Genomic DNA, 20,831 nt, shown 5'->3' on the forward strand with positions numbered 1-20,831 from the left:
CAATGATAAAAGACCATGCATTTATGTATGGTCTTTTCTAGTTAAAGGCTTTATGTCAAACAACAATTGTTTAATATCTTTGGCAGGTCATGGGATATAGAAGTTTAGCAGAATGCGTTGCCGATTTAGAGAAACACGGGCATTTAATCAGAATTAAAGAAGAAGTAGATCCATATCTCGAGATGGCCGCAATTCATTTACGGGTATATGAACAGCAGGGGCCTGCCTTGTTTTTTGAGAAGGTGAAGGGGAGCTCTTTTCCGGCAGTATCTAATCTGTTCGGAACCTTAGAGCGTTCTAAATTTATGTTCAGGGATAGCCTGGATAAAGTGGAACAGCTGGTAGGACTGAGGTCTGACCCGATGAAAGTGCTGAAGAATCCTTTAAAGCTTCCGGGAATAGGTTTTACCGCTTTAACCGCGCTGCCTTTAAAACAGACTTTTAAATCTACATTCAGTAAAACCACGATCAGTGCGTTGCCGCAGATTGTAAACTGGCCTATGGACGGCGGTCCCTTTATTACCATGCCGCAGGTCTATACCGAAGATATTGATAAACCGGGGATCATGAATGCCAATCTGGGGATGTATCGCATTCAGCTGGCAGGTAATGATTATATAAAGGATCAGGAAATCGGACTTCATTATCAGATCCACAGGGGGATAGGCGTACATCAATCGAAGGCCAATGCAAAGGGACAACCTTTAAAGGTGAGCATTTTTGTAGGAGGCCCTCCCTCTCATCCTCTGGCTGCAGTGATGCCCTTGCCGGAAGGATTGTCCGAAATGACTTTTGCCGGTGCTTTGGGTAACAGAAGATTCAGGTATTTTTATGATGAGGAAGGATTCTGTATTTCTGCAGATGCTGATTTTGTGATCACTGGAACTGTTTATCCGCAAGAGAATAAACCTGAAGGCCCTTTTGGTGACCATTTAGGCTATTATAGTTTAACGCATCCTTTTCCATTGATGAAAGTGCACAATGTGTACCATCGGAAAGATGCCATCTGGTCTTTTACCGTGGTTGGAAGGCCTCCTCAGGAGGATACCAGCTTTGGTGCATTGATTCATGAAATTGCAGGATCGGCATTGCCAAAAGAAATTCATGGATTAAAGGAATTGAATGCAGTAGATGCAGCAGGGGTACATCCTTTGTTGTTCGCGATTGGAAGTGAACGGTATACTCCTTTCCTTAAAGAGCGGAGGCCACAGGAGATCCTGACCATCGCAAATCATATTCTCGGTAAGAACCAATTGAGCCTGGCAAAATACCTGTTTATTGCAGCCAGGGAAGACGATGAAAGTCTGGATACACATGACATTTCGAAGTTTATGCAGCATATCCTTTCGAGGATAGATTTTCGTACTGACCTGCATTTCCATACCAATACGACGATTGATACCTTAGATTATAGTGGTGATGGATTGAATAGTGGTTCTAAGGTAGTGTTTGCTGCTGCAGGAGAAAAACGGAGAACATTGTCAGATGAGTTACCTGTCGGATTTAGTCTTCCTGAACCATTTAATGGGGTTCGTGTTGCCATTCCAGGGGTGTTAACCATCCAGTCTGGAACCTATCAGGACCAAAGACAAGCAAGCGAGGATATGGAAGTATTAAATCAACATCTGTTGACTCAGAACCTTGATGGCTTTGCCTTAATCGTGTTATGCGATGACAGTGCCTTTGCTGCAGAAAATATAAATAACCTGGTATGGATTACTTTTACGAGAAGTAACCCTGCTTCAGATATCCATGGGATTGGTGCTTTTACAGAGAACAAACATTGGGGCTGTACTGGTCCGGTGATTATTGACGCGCGTAAAAAGCCTCACCATGCGCCGGAACTGATTAAAGATGCAGAAGTAGAGAAGAATATTGAAGAACGGTTTTCAGCGTTGTTCAGGTAAATCAGGACTATATAAAATAGTATATAAACAAAATAGCCGTATCACTGTCTGAGTGATACGGCTATTTTGTTTAAGTGTTTTTGGCTAAGTTGTAGCTGAATACAGGAGTTCTAAATCTTTAGAATCTTACGCCAAAAGTTAAGAACACATTGTTTCTGGCAACTGCAATATTTGCTACTGGTTCTGAAAAATCATTTAAGGTATAGGCTCCTATATCTGTATTACTTTCTACTCGCTGATAAGTTGCGTCGATATAATAATCACCTACCCGATACCCTAAACCTCCTGAATACATTTTCGTTGCGAAATAAGATTTTTTATCATCTTTTATAGGACTGCCGTTATTGGCATAACCTGCTCTTAAACTAAATGCATTATCAACTTTATATTCAGCCCCAATTCTGTAATTAACGGCTTCTGTATAGTTCTTTTTAATGTCAGCATTTTGTTTGTCAATAACAGACTGATTGTTATCCTGATCTATAGAGAAATGCATTGAAGAATAATCTGTATAATCAACATCTGCAGAAATAATTGCTTTGTTTGCAATTACATAGCTGGCTCCAAGAGAACCTTTCAGAGGAGTACGGAGTCTGTATGTCATAGGGTACTGGCTAGGCGTGTTTGTGAAAACGCCAGCGTTAGGACCACTTGGATATCTGGTATCTAAGACTACTGATGTATTGTCGTCTACAAACAACCAGGTTGGTGTTTGGAAAGTTGCACCAACACGGAAACTACTGATTGGTCTGAAAATTACCCCGATACGTCCGTTAAATCCGGAACCTTTGGTTTCCTGATTCGTTCTCATAGATAAGTCATACTTAGAATTCTGATCAACATTGAAGCCGGATTCCGTAAATTCTTTCGTGTTCACATAACGTGTGCTTACAAAGCCCAGACTTGCACCAATATAAACCTGATTCGAAATGTTTAAAGCTCCTGCAACATTTATTTCTGATGTAGATCCTGATCTCAATTCAGATTGAGTTTGTTGGTTGCTGTTGGTCAATACGTTCTGATTATTTCTTGAGGCATTATAGTAACCGTTAGCAGGGACAGTATTGTCATAACCGATTACATAATTGTCGTAGGCCATGGTTTCAATATTGCCTTTCGGGAGGTTATTCGGTGCTCTATTGAAATAGTTGGCTTCTTCAGCAAAAAAATCTCCAATTGAATTGACTTTATTCGTTCCGTTTGCACCAAGATTTGCCGTGAAATCATTGTTCCTGTTGTAACCTACTCCAAACACAGCGCTGATGAGTCCTTTTTGTGCATCCTGTCCTTTAGGTTTAAAGGTTGGACTATAGAAAACTGCCCCGACATTATTCAGGTTTAATTGATTTTTGGAGGTTTTCGTATTTTGATTCAGATAGTCTGCATTCCCTTTGATGATATTGAATTCGGGAGTAAGGCTGAATTCAGACTTCGTGAATAGGCCTAATCCGGCAGGGTTAGCACCCAGAGAGCTCATGTCGCCACCAACTCCAATTTGTGCACCGCCCATTGCTTTAAATCTTGCCGTGCTACCATAATTGGTTTGGGAGAATTTTAAGGCATCGGGAGTGTATTGAGCATATAAAGACCCTGTAGTAGCTACTGTAGCTATTACAGATAGTATAATTTTTTTCATTTAGTATGTTAAATAGAATTTTGGAAATGAATCCCGATATCCTAAATATCGGGATTCTTAATTAGCCTCTGCCTGCGCGTGATGACCTTCCGCCACCACCACCACCGCCGCCGTTACCGCCGCCTGATGATCTGCCACCACCACCTTCACTACCACTTCTGCTTGGTGGTGGAGTATATGATGGTCTGCTTTGAGGTTCCGGTCTGTATCCTTCTGTTCTTGAAGGTCTGCTTTGAGGTTCTGGCCTGTAGCCATCCGATCTTGATGTTCTTTCTCCACGTGATGAACCTGAGTTATCAACTCTTGATCCTCTGCTGGTCCGCTCATTTGGATTGTACATTTCTGACCTCGTTCTGCGGGAGATTACGTTGCCATCCATGTCACTTCTGACTGCACCTGATCCGGTACGGCCGCTATATCCGCCACGGTAAGTTCTGGTGCCATCTTCTCTGCCGATAGACGGTCTGGGTACATTGGTTGTTCTGCCGGTATAAGTTCCACCGTAATAACCTCCGCCGTAGTATCCGCCACCGTAATAGCCACCGCCATAGTAACCTCCACCAAAGCCACCACCATAATAGTTATTCCATCCCCATGGATTATAACCGAACGGTGAATAATAGTTGCCCCATCCATAATATGGAGAGTTCCATAAAGAACCAAAGCTTAAGCCCAATGAAAAGCCATTGTAGCCATAACCGTTACCATATCCGTAATAGTTGTCGAAATAAGGATCGTAGTATGATCTCCATGGACTGGAGTATGAGAATCTATTGATGCGGGAAGAGTAATCCATATCATAATAAGGATCACTGGTGCCATAATATTCGTCGCTTTGATCGTATTGATCATAGTTGTTCTGAGATGCCTGTTGTCTCGGCCGCTCCTGAGGCGTATAGATCTGCGCCTTAGCAGTAGAGTTGTAAACATCATCCTCATTAGTGCTTTGCTGCGCATATCTTGGCGCAGAGCAGGACGCAACAACAATTGTTGTCAGGGCCAGCATACTGGTGAATAAATGGTTAGGTTTCATAACTATATGTTTTCTTTGTGTGTGCACGTTTTTTGTAGGTATAAATTTATAAATTTGTAGCCTACATTACAAGCAAACTTACACAAAAAACGTTCCAAATAGTTATGAGCAAAGGTATTACAAGTAAAAACGAAGATTATTCCCAGTGGTATAACGACATTGTTATAAAGGCAGACCTTGCAGAACATTCTTCTGTAAAGGGGTGTATGGTGATAAAACCCTATGGATACTCCATTTGGGAGAAGATACAGGCTGTTTTAGACCAAAAATTTAAAGATACAGGCCATAGTAACGCTTACTTTCCTTTATTCATTCCTAAGTCATATTTTTCGAAGGAAGCTTCCCATGTGGAGGGCTTTGCGACAGAATGTGCAGTTGTGACACATTATCGTCTTAAAAATGATGGAAACGGCAATATTGTCGTAGATGAAACTGCGAAACTGGAAGAGGAACTGATCGTAAGACCAACATCCGAGACCATCATCTGGAACACTTACAAAGGCTGGATCCAATCTTACCGTGACCTTCCTTTACTGATCAACCAATGGGCTAACGTTGTGCGTTGGGAAATGCGTACGCGTTTATTTCTTCGTACCACAGAATTCCTTTGGCAGGAAGGGCATACTGCGCATTCTACTGCGCAGGAAGCCGTTGAAGAAACAGAAAGAATGCTGGATGTCTATGCAGATTTCGCAGAAAACTGGATGGCCGTTCCGGTAGTTAAAGGAATGAAAACAGCAAATGAGCGTTTTGCAGGTGCTTTAGAAACTTATTGTATTGAGGCTTTGATGCAGGATGGGAAAGCTTTACAGGCAGGAACATCACATTTCCTTGGTCAGAACTTTGCGAAAGCATTTGATGTGAAGTTCACCAATAAAGAAGGAAAGATTGAGCATGTATGGGCAACTTCATGGGGTGTTTCTACCCGTTTAATGGGTGCTTTGATTATGGCACACAGTGATGATGCGGGGTTGGTATTGCCTCCGAAACTGGCGCCTATTCAGGTGGTGATCGTTCCGATTTACAAAGGTGATGAGGAATTGCAAAAGATTTCCGCATTTGTGGATGAGTTGATGCCGAAGTTAAAGAAGCTGGGTATTTCTGTAAAATACGATGATCGGGACACGCAACGTCCGGGCTTCAAATTTGCAGAATACGAATTGAAAGGTGTGCCCGTTCGTTTGGCTATTGGTGGAAGAGATCTGGAAAATGGTACTGTTGAACTTGCCCGCAGGGATACAAGAGAGAAACAAACTGTAATTCAGGAAGGTCTGGACATTCATATTGCTCAGTTACTGGAAGAGATTCAGGAGAACATTTACAATAAAGCGTCTGCCTTCAGAGATGAACATACTACAGATGCCAATTCTTACGATGAGTTTAAGGAATTGTTGGATGGCAAAGCCGGATTCATTTCTGCGCATTGGGATGGAACACCTGAAACAGAGCAGAAGATTAAAGAAGAGACAAAGGCAACCATCAGGTGTGTTCCTTTAAACAATAAGCTTGAAGATGGTGTTTGTATTTATTCTGGCAAACCATCTAAGCAAAGGGTGTTATTCGCCAGGGCTTATTAACTATTTGTTTATGCAGCATAATGTGTTGTAAATAAAAACCAGCATTAATGGATACTGAAAATTACGGTAAAATACTTAAAGAATTTGAATGTAAAGCTTCTTTAAAACAGTCGATTTACAGGAATACAACGGAGATTTTTGAGTTGTTAAAAAAGCAATTGTCGAAGACTGCAGGGAAATTGAAACACGATTATGGTGTAAAAGATACTTCTGTAGAAATTGATTATAAAGAGAACAATAAGTTTGAAGCTCAACTTAAATTCTCCGGGGATATGCTGATGGTATCTATGCACAGCAATATTTTTAACTTTGAACCTACCCATTCGATATTTCAGACGAAATACATTAAGGATGATCCTTCCTTGAGTTATTGTGGCGTTATTTATATCCATAATTTCCTGGCTGACTCCATTAAGTACAACCGTCTGGCAGATCAGGGATCCCTGATTGCACGTATCCTCATCAATAAAGACAAACACTTTATGGTAGAAGGAGAGGGTGCATTGGATTTCCTGTATCAGGATATTGCCAATAATCTGGTGACAGACGAAAAGCTGACAGACATCATAGAACGGTCAATTTTGTTCTGTTTGGATTCGGATCTTCTGATTCCTCCATTTGCGCAAATAAAAGAAGTAACTTTAAATCAAAAACAGTCCATGCTGGCAGCAAGCGGATATCCTACAGGCAAGCACCTTGGATATCAGTTTAAAGCAGAAATGGAGCAAAATAATAACATATGAAGTTCGCAACAAAAGCAATACATGCCGGTCAGGAACCTGACCCTTCTACCGGAGCAGTAATGACTCCCATATATCAAACCTCTACCTATTGGCAGAAATCTCCTGGTGATCATCAGGGATTCGAATATTCGAGAGGTACGAATCCTACGCGTAAGGCCTTAGAGGCTTGCCTTGCTGCTTTGGAAAATGCAAAACATGGTTTGGCCTTTTCAAGTGGAATGGGTGCTACGGATACGGTTCTAAGGTTATTACAGCCTGGAGATGAGGTGATCACAGGTAATGATCTTTATGGAGGTTCTTACCGCATCTTCACTAAAGTATACGCTAAGTATGGCATTAAATTCCATTTCCTGGATTTATCAAAACCAGAGAACATGCTGCCATATATCAATGATAAAACCAAGTTGGTATGGATTGAAACCCCTACAAATCCAACGATGCAGATCATTGACATCGAAGGGATTGCTAAAATCACTAAAGAGCGTAAACTCATCCTTACGGTAGACAATACTTTTGCTTCTCCTTACCTTCAAAACCCTATGGATCTGGGTGCTGATATCGTGATGCATTCGGTAACAAAATACATTGGAGGTCACTCTGATGTCGTAATGGGTGCTTTATTGGTAAATGATGATCAGTTATACAAAGACCTTTGGTTTATCTATAATGCTTGTGGAGCTACTCCGGGACCTCAGGATGCCTTTCTGGTACTGAGAGGAATTAAGACCCTTCACCTGAGAATGAAAGCGCACTGTGAAAACGGCGAGAAGGTTGCACGATTCCTTAAGAGCCATCCAAAAGTAGATAAGATTTACTGGCCTGGTTTTGAAGATCATCCTAACCATGACATTGCTAAAAAGCAGATGCGTGGATTTGGCGGTATGGTTTCCATCACTTTGAAGGATGCTGATCTTCAGGAAACATTCAGAGTTGCTTCTTCATTCAAAGTGTTTACACTTGCTGAATCATTAGGTGGTGTGGAATCTTTAATCAATCACCCTGTGAGCATGACCCACGGTTCTATCCCAAAAGAAGAGCGTGAAAAAGTAGGTGTTACAGACAATCTTTTACGCTTAAGTGTAGGTGTAGAAGATATCGATGATTTAATTGCAGATTTAGAACAAGCTTTAAAATAAGAAACATTGGAATTCCTGGAACTTAAAGATTTTTTGGACCACAAAGTTGAACAATACAACCGGCCCAATTTCATCACCAATGATCCGATTTGCATTCCACATCGTTTTTCTAAAAAACAAGACGTTGAAATTGCCGCATTCTTTGCGGCAATTTTAGCTTGGGGGCAACGCAAGACGATCATCAACAAATGTACAGAGCTCTTCCAGCGTATGGATAATGAGCCTTACGACTTCATGCTAAACCATAGTGATGACGACCTGAAGCGCTTATTGAACTTCAAGCACCGGACCTTCAATGATACTGATCTGTTGTATTTCGTATCTTTCTTCAAGCATCATTACGAGCAATCCGATACCCTTGAAGATGCCTTCCTGGCCCCGGATTCTATCTTCAGAGAAGAATACCTGGTAGAAGATTCCTCAACGTCAAAACAATACGCTTCTTCTGCCTGTCTGCAATCCGAGTTAAAGAAAGTCCCAGCTACGGAGCGTGCCCTGAACCATTTCAGATCGTACTTCTTCAGCCTTCCTGATTTCCCGAGAAGAACCATCAAACATGTTTCTTCCCCCTTACAAAAATCCACCTGTAAACGCCTGAATATGTTCTTACGCTGGATGGTAAGAAAGGACAATAAAGGAGTTGATTTCGGTGTCTGGAATACCATTAAACCTGCCGATTTGATCTGTCCCTGCGATGTCCATGTAGATCGCGTAGCGCGCAAACTCGGATTGATCAACAGAAAACAAACCGATTGGCAAACTGCAGTAGAACTAACTGCTCATCTATCGGAATTCGATCCAATTGACCCTGTGAAATACGACTTCGCTTTGTTCGGCCTCGGCATTGAAGAAAAGTTCTAAAGCCTAAAATATTAAGACCTAAAGAAAAATCTCTTTGGGTCTTGCTTTAACATCCTGCTTAATACTCCCTGTTTCGACATCCTGCTCAATCATTCTGCTTAACACGCGCTGTTTTCGATATCCTGCTTAATAATCCTGCTTAATACTCCCTGTTTCGACATCCTGCTCAATCATCCTGCTCAACACTCCTTGCTTCGACATCCTGCTTTAGCCTCCCCGCAAAGGAGCAATATTTTAAAAAAAGAGGTGTTAATGTGATGGCCTAGGAATTTTGCCCCTTCAGGCAAAGGTTCCAGCCAGAACAAAACACCTCTTTTTTTAAGAGCGAACATTTTTTACCTTTATTGTTATGGTAACTTTCAAAGCAGAAATAGAGCGTTTCGCAGAAATGGGCGAAAAAACGGGTTGGACCTATATTTTTATCCCTTCCGTTATCGCCAATGAAATCAAGGCAAACTGCAAAAAGAGCTATAGAGTGAAAGGAAAACTGGACCAGGTTCCTGTTGAAGGCCTTTCGCTTGTTCCTATGGGAGAAGGCGATTTTATCATTTCCTTAAACGCTACATTACGTAAAAAGCTAAAAAAGGAAAAGGGCGGGGTTGTTGAGGTGATCGTTGAAGAAGACACGACTTTCAAAATAGAGATCCCCGAGGACCTGGAACTTTGTTTATCCGACGATGAGCCCGAGTTATTAAAAAGCTTCCTGAAACTTCCAAAGTCCCATCAAAACTGGTATATCAACTGGTTAAACTCTGCAAAAACAGAACCTACCAGAACAAAAAGAATCGTGAGGATTGTTTCTGCGATGGCTAAAGACTGGGATTTTGGTACGATGATGAGGGACGGTAAGCCTCCAAAGGGGGAGTAGTGTTTACCTCAGAGATAGTACATATTTCAAAAATGGTGTTACCTGTTGTACTTTCTGAACCAGCTCCATACTTTCATTTGAATCACTCCGATAAAAGCTTCTCTGAAAATCCTTGTGCTCATTTTTGAGGTACCTTCTGTGCGGTCGGTAAAGATGATTGGAACTTCTACTACTTTGAAGCCATATTTGATTGCGGTGAACTTCATTTCGATCTGGAAGGCATAGCCGACGAACTTGATCTTATCCAGAGGAATGGTTGCAAGTACCTGTTTGCGGTAACATTTAAAACCTGCTGTGGCATCCTGGATATTGATTCTGGTAATGATGCGGACATACATGGAGGCGAAGTACGACATCAGTACCCGGTTCATTGGCCAGTTTACCACATTTACTCCGTTAACGTAGCGTGATCCTATGGCCAGGTCTGCACCATTTACACAGGCTTCACGGAGACGGATCAGGTCATCCGGATTGTGTGAAAAATCGGCATCCATTTCAAAGATATATTCATATTGAGGGCGTGCCAGTGCCCATCTGAAACCATGAATATAAGCTGTTCCCAGTCCAAGTTTACCTGTGCGTTGTTCCAGGTGTAGCGCTGGGTATTCCTGTTGCAGTTTTTTTACAATGTCGGCAGTTCCGTCAGGGGATCCATCATCAATAATTAATATTTCGAAGAAATAGGGCAAGGAAAAAACCTTTCTGACGATTTTTTCAATATTCTCTTTCTCGTTGTAAGTTGGTATTATAATTAGACTATCTGACACGTAAAATAAATTAGTTAGCGAAATTATGGATTCTAAACGAAAAACCCTCAGTATATCACATATACTGAGGGTTAATTTATGTTAAAACATCATTTAACCGGATTAATTGACCTCTTGCATCAGTTTTTTCACCAGTGGTGAGATAACAATCAGTAAAACTCCGGCGATTAATGCATATAATGCAAGCTGCTTGTAACCATCTGTGAAGGTGATCAGCTTTTGTACGGTGGTATCATTCTCACCGGCTTTTGCCATACTTGCGCCCAGAATACCTGCTACATACTGACCATAGGCCGCGGCCAGGAACCACATTCCCATCATTACACCCTGAAGTTTTACAGGAGATAATTTCGTCATGATGGATAAACCGATAGGAGAGAGGCAAAGCTCACCGAAGGTAATCACCAGGTAAGACAAAGTGAATGCATCCAGAGAAGCGATACCCTTTGCATTTGCAAAGAATCTCGTGCTGTACAAGATAAAGAAACCTCCTGCCAGGAATAGGAAGCCTAATCCGAATTTCACTACGGTATTTGGTTCGATCTTTTTCTTTGCCAGTCCGATCCATACCAGACTGAAAACGAAGGCAAAGATGATTACGAAGAAAGAGTTTGCAGAGTTGTTTACTCCGTTTGGATCCAGGGTAATTACGCCAAGAAGTTTGTTGTCCAGGTTTCTTGCTGCAAAGAGGGCCATAGAGCCTCCGCTTTGTTCATAGATGCCCCAGAATACGATGGAGAACAGGATGAAAATGATGGCTGCAATTAATTTTTTGCTTTCTGCCCAGGTGTATTTGGTCATTTCATAAATGATGTAAACCAAGGTTGCGGGACCGATAATGTACATAAACCAGTCTGTATACTGAGTTTTCGCTACCATGATCATGATCACCGGGATGATTGCCAATGAGCCTGCATAAACTGCATAATCATACCATTTTTTACCAATAGCTTTGCTGGTGATGGTCACCGGTGCTGATGCTGTTTTTCCATCGATGCCATCTGCTAAAGTTTCCTGAACATCATCCCCTTCAAATGGAGAAAGGCCGATAGGGCCAAGGCTCTTTTTAGTGAAGATGAAGGTCAGTAAGCTGATCGTCATTACGATTCCGGCAAGGCCGAAAGCCAGGTGCCATGAATAGGTTTTTCCTAAGGTAATACAAGCATATCCTCCAAGTAAACCTCCGATATTGATACCTGCATAGAACAAAGAGAAGCCTGCATCACGACGAGGGTCATTGCCTTTATACAATGCACCAACCATGGTAGAGATGTTCGGCTTGAAGAAGCCCGTTCCCACTACCGTAAAGCTGATTCCAAGGAAAAAGAACTGATGGGGGTCATAAGATAAGATGGCACTTCCGATGATCATTAATATACCTCCCCAGAAAAGGGATTTTCTGAAACCAAGGATTTTATCTGCAAAGAGACCACCTATAAAGGTGAATGCATAAACGAATGCTTGTGTGGCACCGTATTGTAAGTTGGCATTTTCATCAGTCATGGTCAATTGGCTGACCATGAAATAGGTAAGCATTCCACGCATTCCGTAGAAGCAGAAGCGTTCCCACATTTCAGAGAAGAACAGGTACCAAAGTTGTCGGGGGTATTTGCCTTTAAAATTCTGGATTTGTTCGAGGCTAAGATTTTCTGGCATATCTTAAATTATAGTTTATCTGTTGAGCAAAAAAAGCCTTTGGATTGTTCCAAAGGCTTGATTTTGTTATTTTACACCGTGCATTAATTTTTTTAGAACCGGAGTCAGCATCATGATGATCAGACCTAATCCGATTGGGATGAAGGTGAAGATCAGGAAGAAGGTCGTCATGGAGTATTTAGAGGTGATCTCATCGATCATACCACCCATTGTACCTGCAATTTTATTACCGATGGCGATGGCTAAATACCAGATTCCGAACATGATGGCGATCATTCTGCCTGGAACAAGCTTACTTACATAAGATAAACCTACCGGAGAGATAAATAGTTCGCCCATGGTGTGGAAGAAATAGGCAAGGACCAACCAGGCCATGCTTACTGAAGCTACCGCTGCTCCCTGAGGGATGGTGCTTGAACCATATGCTAAGGCAGCAAATCCAATACCCAACAGGATCATTCCGAAACCATTTTTATAGGTTGCAGAAGGGTTGTATTTACTTTCCCAGATTTTGGATACCAATGGTGCACAGCTGATGATGAACAGTGAATTTAAGATTCCGAACCAGGTGGCAGGAACTTCAGATTTCACTTCGCTGTATTGGTTTTTAAGCATGTAGATTACGATCACCCAGATGATGATGAATCCGCAGGCCAAGATGATATTACCAATAGAATATTTACCGAAAGTTTTAGCGAAGAGTTTCAATAAAACGTAAGAGATGATCACTAGTGGAATAACGGTGATCAGCGTATTTACTACGTTGAAAATGATTTTGGAATCACCCGTTAATAAGCGTTGCGTATAATCCTTTGCGAAGATCGTCATCGATCCACCTGCCTGCTCAAAAGAGGCCCAGAAGAAGATCGTGATGAAGGCGAGGATGATTACTGCAATCATTTTATCCCTTAATACAGGGGTATACTGAGAAATCCTTTTTACCAATATAAACAGGAAGAGCACTAAGGCGATCATGATCATAAAGTTACTGCCATCCAGGCTGCCTACTTTGAAGTCGAACAGGTTCAGGTGTGTAATTTTAGACACCGGATCATTGATGATCCATGATAAGCCGATCACTGAAATCAGGCCGATCAGTAACAGATCGAACTTAGAGAATGGGTTTCTTGTGGATTCTTCCAGGTTGTCAGAAACTTCTTCTTCCTTATTCTCAACTGGTTTCAGTCCGATATTTCCGAAGATGCCTTGTGTAAAGTAGAACTGAAGCATTCCTATAAACATAAAGATACCTGCTAATCCGAAGCCATAAGCCCATCCCCAGTCTTTACTTTCTCCGATGTATCCGCACAATAGCATTCCTAAGAAGGCGCCTGAGTTTACACCCATATAGAAAATGGTGTATGCACCATCTTTTTTCTCCGGGTGTTGTTTGTACATCTGAGCGATGATAGAGGTCATGTTAGGCTTGAAGAAACCGTTACCAAGTACCAATAGGCAAAGGCCTAAATACATAAAGATATGGTCTATTTCGATGGCCATAGACAAATGGCCCAGGGTCATCAGGACTGCGCCTACAATAACTGCCCAGCGGTATCCGATGATTCTATCGGCAATGTATCCACCCAAGATTGGAGTCAGGTAGGCAAGACCAGTGTAAGAACCGTAGATTGCCAATGCATGAGCTCGTGGCCATCCCCATCCCGGATTGTCTCCGATAATGGAAGAGGTCAGAAAAAGCACCAGCAATGCCCGCATCCCATAGTAGGAAAATCTTTCCCACATCTCTGTAAAGAATAGAACAAACAGCCCCGCCGGATGTCCTAGTACTTTACTCTCAAAAAAGTTATTTGGAGAGTCCAAATTTTGTGCATTCATGTGTTGGTTTTTTTGTGTAATAATTTATAGAAAGGTTCAGTTAGTTCTTATTAATAAATATGGTGGTAGGGGAATGTTTCGGTAGGATTTTTGTGTGTTCTTGCAGTAAACCATCGCGCAAGATAGGCACACGGACTCAAACTCACAAACTTTTAGCATAGATTAAATCTCCGTAATCATTGTTTAAAGCTTCTTAATAGGTTGTATCTTTTTATTTTTAGGGTCTACGTAGAACTCATCCTTATCATTTGGAGCATTCTTTAGTTCCACATTCTCAACGAGTTTTAATTTTCCGCCAGTGATTTTATACCCATCAAAACTGAGGTCGGATGCATAATATTCAAAATTTCCTTTCATTTCCGGATTAAAAGGAGCAAGATGATCAAAAACGATCATATTCATACTTTTTTCCATAGTGATGGTCATCGAATTCAGTTTATTGTATTCAAAGATCATTCTGTTTTTTCCGGGGTTTTGTTTCTGATCGAAAATGGCTTTTCCGAATACAGGTTCTCCCTTTTCAAAGGAGAGCACATCGATCAGTTTTTTGGAGGTTTTGGCGCTGTTTCCTTTCCAGCCGATCAGGACATAGTAAGGCGTTTTGCCACCGGATGTGACCGGGACGATTTCATAATAATTGGCACCATACCAGTTTTTGTTGCTGGTGATGGCATTGGGGTCCTTCAGGTTTTCCGTACCATCAATCAGGGGGTACAGTTTTAGTTTACCATCTTTTGTGGCCATTTGTATGGCACCAAAAAAGCGATAAGTTCCATCATCCAGGGGAAGGGACCAGGAGAAGATGCGGAAAGTTTTATCGGGAGATGGGAGTATGGAGATTCTTTTTAAGGAATCGAAAGGGAAACCAGCGGAAGAGGGAGTCTTCAGAGCGTTGACCAGTGTTTTAATGAACTGTGCATTTAATGCAAAGCGTTCTGTATTGTTTTCTGCGTTTTGAACGCGGTCACCAAGGCTGACAAGGGAATCCTGATATTTGGTCATTCCCGGGATATTGGTCAGGTTAAAACTATGCTGCGCATAGACGGTAGTCATTGCGCAGCATAAGATCGTGACAAACAGGAAAGGTTTTGAAGCCTTCACCATTTAGTTTAATTTTTCGATAACGATTGCGCTGGCACCACCACCGCCATTACATATTCCTGCTACACCGATGCTGCCATTATTCTGAGCTAAAACAGCCAGTAAGGTCACCACGATTCTAGCACCTGAAGCACCCAGAGGGTGACCAAGAGAAACGGCACCTCCATTTACATTCACTTTGTTTTCGTCCAGTTCCAATAATTTGTTGTTGGCAAGAGAAACGACAGAGAAAGCTTCATTAATCTCAAAATAATCAACGTCAGTGATCTTTTTACCTGCTCTTTGCAGGGCCAATGGAATTGCTTTTGCAGGAGCGGTAGTAAACCATTCCGGTGCCTGTTGTGCATCCGCATAAGAAAGGATTCTCGCCAATGGCTTTAATCCAAGTTCTTTTGCTTTATCAGCGCTCATTAAAACCAGTGCTGCAGCGCCATCATTTAAAGTAGAAGCATTGGCTGCGGTTACTGTTCCGTCTTTTTTGAAAACAGGTTTTAAGCCTGGAATTTTATCAAATTTAACAGCGAAAGGCTCTTCATCTTTATTGATCAGGGTGATTTCGCCTTTGCGGTCTTTTACTTCAACGGCAATAATTTCGGAATCGAATTTGCCTTCTGTCTGAGCAGCCTGCGATTTTTTATAAGAACTGATAGCGAATGCATCCTGATCTTCGCGGCTGATGTTGCAGTCTGCAGCACATAGCTCTGCGGCAGAACCCATGTGGTAATCGTTATATACATCCCAAAGACCGTCTTTGATCAATCCGTCGGTAATCTGACCATGACCTAAACGATATCCGTTTCTTGCTTTATCTAAATAGTAAGGAACATTGCTCATGCTTTCCATACCTCCGGCAACGATAATGTCGTTTTGTCCGAGGGCGATGCTTTGTGCAGCCAGCATGATGGCTTTAGTTCCCGAAGCACAGACTTTATTGATGGTAGTTGAGGGAACATCCGGTAAACCGGCAAATTTTGCGGCTTGTGTTGCCGGGGCCTGACCAATATTAGCAGACAATACATTGCCCATATAAACTTCCTGAACGTCAGCAGGGGCGATGCCCGCTTTTTCTACAGCGGCTTTAATTGCTAAACCACCCAGTTGGGTAGCCGAAAAACCTGATAATGAACCACCAAAACTTCCTATTGGGGTTCTAACGGCAGATACGATAACTACTTCTCTCATTGATGTCATTTAATTTTGGTTAAAAGCAAAGTTAAGTAATTACTGGCATCTGCTGGTTAAAGTCGGTTGTTTTTAACATTCTCCCTCTGTATCATTTTTGTTTACCCGTCGTTTTCTTTTCAATTTCAGGGCTTCACTTAACAGGTATTCTATCTGTCCGTTAGTGCTTCTGAACTCATCCCCGGCCCAACTCTCAATTTCTTTGAGCAGGGCGGGGTTGATTCTCAGCACAAAAGCCTTTTTATCTTTCTCAGACATATCTTTATTGGTAATCCTTTTTATTGATTTAGTTGTATAGCGTTCCGGTATTGACTACCGGTTGTACATTGCGGTCGCCGCAAAGGACCACAAGCAAGTTGCTCACCATTGCTGCTTTACGCTCTTCGTCCAGTTCCACGATGTTTTTTTCGGATAATCTTTCCAGAGCCATCTCTACCATACCTACTGCACCTTCTACAATGAGTTTACGTGCAGCAATCACTGCGGTAGCCTGTTGGCGTTGTAACATGGCACTGGCAATTTCCTGAGCATAGGCAAGGTGTGAAATTCTGGCTTCCACCACTTCAATTCCGGCTCTTGATAACCTTTCGCTTAATTCTGCTTCCAGAAGGCTGCTTACTTTCTCTGCACCATCTTTCAGTGTAATGGTTGCTTCTTCATCCTCAAAATTGTCGTAAGGAAAGATATTGGCCAGGTGTCTGACAGCAGCTTCACTTTGTATGTTTACGTATTGATGGTAATCTTCTACTGCAAACATCGCTTTTGCCGTTTCCTGAACCTGCCATACCACTACAGCAGCAATTTCGATTGGGTTTCCCAGTTTATCATTTACTTTGATCTGATGTCCGTTCAGGTTTCTTGCTTTAAGGGAAACCTTCTTTTTAACGGTCAGTGGGTTTACCCAGAAAAAACCGTCTGTCTTCACGGTACCTACATACTTCCCGAAAAGGGTGAGCACTTTGGATTCATTGGGGTTATTGATGATGAGTCCTGGGAGTACCAGGATGAAATTCAGGCCCAGAGCGATGGCTCCGATGGCAAAATGTTCTGTGGCTAATGCGAAAATTCCACCGCCTAACAAGGCCAGGAATAATACGAAAGTTAAGTAGCCAGATGGGGGAGTGATAATTTTTTCCTGATACATAATGATATTGATTTGATATCATAAAGTACTGAATAATTATGGAGATAAACAAGGGAAACCTGATTAAAGGAAAAATTGTATTATTTTTGAATGAAATCAATCATTATCATTTTGGCTAAAATCAAGAAGAATTCCCATAGGGTGCTTTACCGTAAGTATTCATCAAACATCAAATACATCATGATGGTGTTGTCGGTATTGATCATAACGGTGTTTCTACCAAAACAGCCCCGGTTCAGATATGAATTTGAAAAGGGAGAGATATGGAAGAATAAAGACCTGGTGTCTCCTTTTAATTTTGCTATTCTCAAAACCACTCCGCAGGTCACTACAGATAAAAAGGACGCACTGAACAATGTACTTCCTATTTATAAGATGAATAAAGAGATGATCCATTCTGTAGAGGAGGCTTATCTGAATGAATTTGATGTGAAATGGAAAACCAATACTTTTCCAGAGAATGAAAAAGCAGGATATAAGAGTTCTTCTTTTAAATTGCTGGAAGCCATTTATACCCGGGGGATCATCGCAATGAATGCCAAACATCAAAAAGGGAATAAGTATTATGATTTTGCTTTGATGACCAATAACATCAGCAGGAACTTGAGTACCCAGGATGTGTTTACGGTACCATCGGCACTGGAGTACTTTCAGAAAAACTACAATTCCATCAATCTGAAAGTAAAAGAAATGATTGTGAACCTCGTGGAAGATCATTTGACCCCCAATATTACTTTTGATGAAAAGCTGACCACCATTGTGCAGAACAATACGGTAAGCAGCCTCTCTACCACCAGGGGGATGGTGCAGAAAGGAGAACTGATCATTGCCAAGGATAATGTGGTGGATGATGAGATCTACCAAAAACTGCTTTCTTTTAAAGAAGCTTACGAAGCGCAGACCAAGACTATCGGAGATAGTAAACTGGTTTACTTCGGACAAATACTACTGGTTGGTTTTATCGTCAGCTTACTGATGTTCTTCTTAAAACTATTCAGGAAAGACATCTTTGCCGACAACAGGCAACTGTCTTTATTATTGCTGGTGATCACCACAATGTTGCTTTGTCTGACCTGGGCGATTAAACTGAACCTGCCGAGCATCTATTATATTCCTTTTTGTATCGTTCCGATCATCATCAGGATTTTATTTGATACCCGACTGGCGCTTTACCTGCATTTGTTAGTGATCCTGATTGCCGGGTTCTTTGTGCCAAACAGTTTTGAATTCGTGTTTTATCAGATCACTTCCGGGATGGTGGCGATTTACAGCATCAGAAACCTGATCAAAAGAGAACAGTTATTGTTGTCGGCTTTATTCATATTGTCGGCCTACTTTGTGTCCTTCGTGGGGATTGGGTTGTTGAGGGAAGGGTCGTTCAATCAGATTGAGTGGATTAATTTTATTCCTTTCATCATTAGTGTGCTGTTGTCCTTACTGGCTTATCCGTTGATCTATGCTTTTGAAAGGTTGTTCGGCATCACTTCCGATGTTGCACTGATCGAATTGACGAATACCAATAATAAACTCTTAAGAGAGCTTGCTTTTAAAGCACCGGGTACTTTCCAGCATTCCTTACAGGTGGCAAACCTGGCGGAAGCAGCGATCTTTAAAATAGGGGGGAACTCCTTACTGGTAAGAGCGGGTGCCTTGTATCATGACATTGGTAAAATTGAGAATCCTCAATACTTTATAGAGAATCAAAATACTGCGCTTAGCCCGCATGATAAGCTGCCTTATGAGCAAAGTGCTCAGATCATCATCAAACATGTCCATAAAGGAATTGAAATCACGCGGAGGCATCAATTACCGGAAAGTGTGATCGACTTTATCAGAACGCACCATGGAAATACCAGGGTCGATTATTTTTATCAGAGTTTTTTAAAGAATTCTCCGGAGAAATTTGTGGATGAAAACATCTTCCGATACCCTGGTCCGATCCCTTTTTCTAAGGAAACGGGGGTATTAATGCTCGCAGATTCGGTCGAAGCGGCCTCAAGAAGCCTGAAAAATCCGGATGCTCAAAGCATAAATGATCTTGTCGAAAGGATCATTAACTATAAATTGGAACAAAATCAATTAGATAACTGCGATATTACTTTAAAAGATTTAGAAACTATAAAGCTGATCTTCAAGACGATGCTTATGAGCATCTATCATGTGCGTATAGATTACCTACAAAATGTGTAAATTTTTTTTGGATCAATGGATGAAGTTACTATATTTGCAATCCCGAAAAACAGGAGCGTTTTTCTAAAAAGAATTGAAAAGGAGAGGTGCCTGAGTGGCCGAAAGGAACAGTTTGCTAAACTGTCGTACTGGCAACGGTACCGCGGGTTCGAATCCCGCCCTCTCCGCTGAAATAGTGATTTGCAAAATAGGATATGTAGTTTAATTATCGTTCCTTTGCAGCCCTTCGAAAAAGGGAAAAGAAGATACCAGTTCGGGGTGTAGCGTAGCCCGGTATCGCGCCTGCTTTGGGAGCAGGAGGTCGTAGGTTCGAATCCTGCCACCCCGACACAAATTACCTGGAAAGGTAGTTTTATAATGACCAGTAAAAAAGAAGATACCAGTTCGGGGTGTAGCGTAGCCCGGTATCGCGCCTGCTTTGGGAGCAGGAGGTCGTAGGTTCGAATCCTGCCACCCCGACGAAACAAAGACATAAAGTCTATTAAAAACCCTTTAAATGTAACAGTTTAGAGGGTTTTTTCGTTTATTTCATATTAAACCATATCAAAGAAAACCATAATATATCAAGGTTTTTATGCCCTATTCTGCACCCTGTTTTTTTAGATATAATTGTTGTATTGAGGGGCTGGCCAAGTGAAAAAACTTTCATCTCTGGTTAACGCGAACAATGTGCTATTTTTGTGTCTTATTTATTAAATGCTGGGTTCACTTTCATATTCCTTGTCGGTTACCTCTTCTAGCCATTTAGTTTCGCCTTTTTCCCTTCCTGTTATCGCTACCTGAATAAATTTGGTGTCTGAACTTGCTCCATGCCAATGAGGAACGTCTGGCGGACATTTTACAGCATCGCCTTTACGAAGTATTTTCTTTGGTTGTCCCTTTTCCTGATAGTAACCAATACCATCTATTGCTAATAATATTTGACCTGCCGGATGGGTATGCCATTTGCTTCTGGCTCCTGGTTCAAAAGTAACGCTCCCTATAGAATTCTGGTTAAGGCTGTCAGCTTGAATTAAGTTTTCCAACCATACGGTTCCGGTAAAGTTATCATTAGTTACCTGTTTTCCTTTTGCAAATACAGTTGATTCTTGTGATTCGGATGGAGAGATAAGTGTCGACTTATTTTGCTCATTACATGATAATGAAGCTGCTCCTATAAGAAGTAGTATAGTTGTGTGTTTAATATTCATCATC

17 protein-coding genes and 3 tRNA genes are annotated in these 20,831 nt (G+C 41.6%); 10 read left to right on the forward strand and 10 right to left on the reverse strand.

Features of this window, described 5'->3' with window-relative positions:
- Positions 1-89: 89 nt before the first annotated feature.
- Positions 90-1,907, forward strand: a complete 1,818-nt coding sequence (locus BUC20_RS14120) for a UbiD family decarboxylase (protein WP_073231630.1) — start codon at positions 90-92, stop codon at positions 1,905-1,907.
- 118 nt (positions 1,908-2,025) lie between these two features.
- Here BUC20_RS14120 and BUC20_RS14125 read toward each other — a convergent pair whose 3' ends face one another.
- Positions 2,026-3,543: an OmpP1/FadL family transporter gene (locus BUC20_RS14125; protein ID WP_084528864.1), complete on the reverse strand. Its 1,518-nt coding sequence runs from the start codon at positions 3,541-3,543 to the stop codon at positions 2,026-2,028.
- Between the two features lie 61 nt (positions 3,544-3,604).
- Complete coding sequence (locus BUC20_RS14130; protein ID WP_143166794.1) at positions 3,605-4,576, reverse strand: hypothetical protein; 972 nt, start codon at positions 4,574-4,576, stop codon at positions 3,605-3,607.
- A 104-nt stretch (positions 4,577-4,680) separates the two neighbouring features.
- Between BUC20_RS14130 and proS the strand changes: the two genes are divergently transcribed.
- The 5 genes from proS (at position 4,681) to BUC20_RS14155 (ending at position 9,761) form a co-directional block, all read left to right on the forward strand.
- Positions 4,681-6,153 (forward strand): proline--tRNA ligase, encoded by a 1,473-nt coding sequence (gene proS / locus BUC20_RS14135; protein ID WP_073231633.1) that lies wholly within the window; start codon positions 4,681-4,683, stop codon positions 6,151-6,153.
- A 47-nt stretch (positions 6,154-6,200) separates the two neighbouring features.
- Positions 6,201-6,896 (forward strand): hypothetical protein, encoded by a 696-nt coding sequence (locus BUC20_RS14140; RefSeq protein WP_073231634.1) that lies wholly within the window; start codon positions 6,201-6,203, stop codon positions 6,894-6,896.
- On the forward strand, positions 6,893-8,032 hold the full coding sequence (locus BUC20_RS14145; protein WP_073231635.1) for a cystathionine gamma-synthase: 1,140 nt from the start codon (positions 6,893-6,895) through the stop codon (positions 8,030-8,032). Before BUC20_RS14140 ends, BUC20_RS14145 begins: the two co-directional genes overlap by 4 nt.
- 6 nt (positions 8,033-8,038) lie before the next feature.
- Positions 8,039-8,893 (forward strand): TIGR02757 family protein, encoded by an 855-nt coding sequence (locus tag BUC20_RS14150; protein WP_073231636.1) that lies wholly within the window; start codon positions 8,039-8,041, stop codon positions 8,891-8,893.
- Positions 8,894-9,242: 349 nt separating this feature from the next.
- Positions 9,243-9,761, forward strand: a complete 519-nt coding sequence (locus tag BUC20_RS14155) for a YdeI/OmpD-associated family protein (protein ID WP_073231637.1) — start codon at positions 9,243-9,245, stop codon at positions 9,759-9,761.
- 38 nt (positions 9,762-9,799) lie between these two features.
- Here BUC20_RS14155 and BUC20_RS14160 read toward each other — a convergent pair whose 3' ends face one another.
- From BUC20_RS14160 to BUC20_RS14190, 7 genes are all read right to left on the reverse strand, one after another.
- A complete protein-coding gene (locus BUC20_RS14160; protein ID WP_073231638.1) occupies positions 9,800-10,528 on the reverse strand; it encodes a polyprenol monophosphomannose synthase in 729 nt (242 codons plus the stop codon).
- A 102-nt stretch (positions 10,529-10,630) separates the two neighbouring features.
- The gene (locus tag BUC20_RS14165; RefSeq protein WP_073231639.1) at positions 10,631-12,184 is read right to left on the reverse strand and encodes a peptide MFS transporter; all 1,554 of its coding nucleotides are present in this window, start codon (positions 12,182-12,184) and stop codon (positions 10,631-10,633) included.
- Between the two features lie 66 nt (positions 12,185-12,250).
- Positions 12,251-14,020: a peptide MFS transporter gene (locus tag BUC20_RS14170; protein WP_073231640.1), complete on the reverse strand. Its 1,770-nt coding sequence runs from the start codon at positions 14,018-14,020 to the stop codon at positions 12,251-12,253.
- Between the two features lie 183 nt (positions 14,021-14,203).
- Entirely contained in the window at positions 14,204-15,124 is a 921-nt protein-coding gene (locus BUC20_RS14175) for a hypothetical protein (RefSeq protein ID WP_073231641.1), read from the reverse strand.
- Complete coding sequence (locus tag BUC20_RS14180) at positions 15,125-16,303, reverse strand: acetyl-CoA C-acyltransferase (protein ID WP_073231642.1); 1,179 nt, start codon at positions 16,301-16,303, stop codon at positions 15,125-15,127.
- 72 nt (positions 16,304-16,375) lie between these two features.
- Positions 16,376-16,561, reverse strand: coding sequence for a type II toxin-antitoxin system antitoxin (locus BUC20_RS14185; protein WP_073231643.1), 186 nt, complete (start codon positions 16,559-16,561; stop codon positions 16,376-16,378).
- Positions 16,562-16,589: 28 nt separating this feature from the next.
- Entirely contained in the window at positions 16,590-17,447 is an 858-nt protein-coding gene (locus BUC20_RS14190) for an SPFH domain-containing protein (protein WP_073231644.1), read from the reverse strand.
- Between the two features lie 90 nt (positions 17,448-17,537).
- On the opposite strand from BUC20_RS14190, the gene BUC20_RS14195 reads away from it, so the two are divergent.
- The 4 genes from BUC20_RS14195 to BUC20_RS14210 all read left to right on the forward strand — a co-directional run bounded on the left by BUC20_RS14195 (position 17,538) and on the right by BUC20_RS14210 (position 20,096).
- A complete protein-coding gene (locus tag BUC20_RS14195; RefSeq protein ID WP_143166795.1) occupies positions 17,538-19,637 on the forward strand; it encodes an HD family phosphohydrolase in 2,100 nt (699 codons plus the stop codon).
- Between the two features lie 80 nt (positions 19,638-19,717).
- Positions 19,718-19,804 (forward strand) — tRNA-Ser (locus BUC20_RS14200).
- Between the two features lie 87 nt (positions 19,805-19,891).
- Positions 19,892-19,965: transfer RNA gene (locus BUC20_RS14205), tRNA-Pro, on the forward strand.
- Between the two features lie 57 nt (positions 19,966-20,022).
- Positions 20,023-20,096, forward strand: a tRNA-Pro gene (locus tag BUC20_RS14210).
- Between the two features lie 233 nt (positions 20,097-20,329).
- Here BUC20_RS14210 and BUC20_RS14215 read toward each other — a convergent pair.
- Positions 20,330-20,830 (reverse strand): cupin domain-containing protein, encoded by a 501-nt coding sequence (locus BUC20_RS14215; protein WP_200800942.1) that lies wholly within the window; start codon positions 20,828-20,830, stop codon positions 20,330-20,332.
- Position 20,831: the final 1 nt, after the last annotated feature.

Origin of the sequence: Pedobacter caeni (assembly GCF_900129215.1) — a bacterium.
In the GTDB taxonomy this organism is placed as follows: domain Bacteria; phylum Bacteroidota; class Bacteroidia; order Sphingobacteriales; family Sphingobacteriaceae; genus Pedobacter; species Pedobacter caeni.

Bases quoted from the DNA above. Each gene is read 5' to 3' on its own strand.
- BUC20_RS14130 (WP_143166794.1), bottom strand. From the start codon at position 4,576: ATGAAACCTAACCATTTATTCACCAGTATGCTGGCCCTGACAACAATT.
- BUC20_RS14185 (WP_073231643.1), bottom strand. From the start codon at position 16,561: ATGTCTGAGAAAGATAAAAAGGCTTTTGTGCTGAGAATCAACCCCGCC.
- BUC20_RS14120 (WP_073231630.1), top strand. From the start codon at position 90: ATGGGATATAGAAGTTTAGCAGAATGCGTTGCCGATTTAGAGAAACAC.
- BUC20_RS14175 (WP_073231641.1), bottom strand. From the start codon at position 15,124: ATGGTGAAGGCTTCAAAACCTTTCCTGTTTGTCACGATCTTATGCTGC.
- BUC20_RS14170 (WP_073231640.1), bottom strand. From the start codon at position 14,020: ATGAATGCACAAAATTTGGACTCTCCAAATAACTTTTTTGAGAGTAAA.
- BUC20_RS14180 (WP_073231642.1), bottom strand. From the start codon at position 16,303: ATGAGAGAAGTAGTTATCGTATCTGCCGTTAGAACCCCAATAGGAAGT.
- BUC20_RS14140 (WP_073231634.1), top strand. From the start codon at position 6,201: ATGGATACTGAAAATTACGGTAAAATACTTAAAGAATTTGAATGTAAA.
- BUC20_RS14215 (WP_200800942.1), bottom strand. From the start codon at position 20,830: ATGATGAATATTAAACACACAACTATACTACTTCTTATAGGAGCAGCT.
- BUC20_RS14190 (WP_073231644.1), bottom strand. From the start codon at position 17,447: ATGTATCAGGAAAAAATTATCACTCCCCCATCTGGCTACTTAACTTTC.
- BUC20_RS14145 (WP_073231635.1), top strand. From the start codon at position 6,893: ATGAAGTTCGCAACAAAAGCAATACATGCCGGTCAGGAACCTGACCCT.
- BUC20_RS14125 (WP_084528864.1), bottom strand. From the start codon at position 3,543: ATGAAAAAAATTATACTATCTGTAATAGCTACAGTAGCTACTACAGGG.
- BUC20_RS14195 (WP_143166795.1), top strand. From the start codon at position 17,538: ATGAAATCAATCATTATCATTTTGGCTAAAATCAAGAAGAATTCCCAT.
- proS (WP_073231633.1), top strand. From the start codon at position 4,681: ATGAGCAAAGGTATTACAAGTAAAAACGAAGATTATTCCCAGTGGTAT.
- BUC20_RS14165 (WP_073231639.1), bottom strand. From the start codon at position 12,184: ATGCCAGAAAATCTTAGCCTCGAACAAATCCAGAATTTTAAAGGCAAA.
- BUC20_RS14155 (WP_073231637.1), top strand. From the start codon at position 9,243: ATGGTAACTTTCAAAGCAGAAATAGAGCGTTTCGCAGAAATGGGCGAA.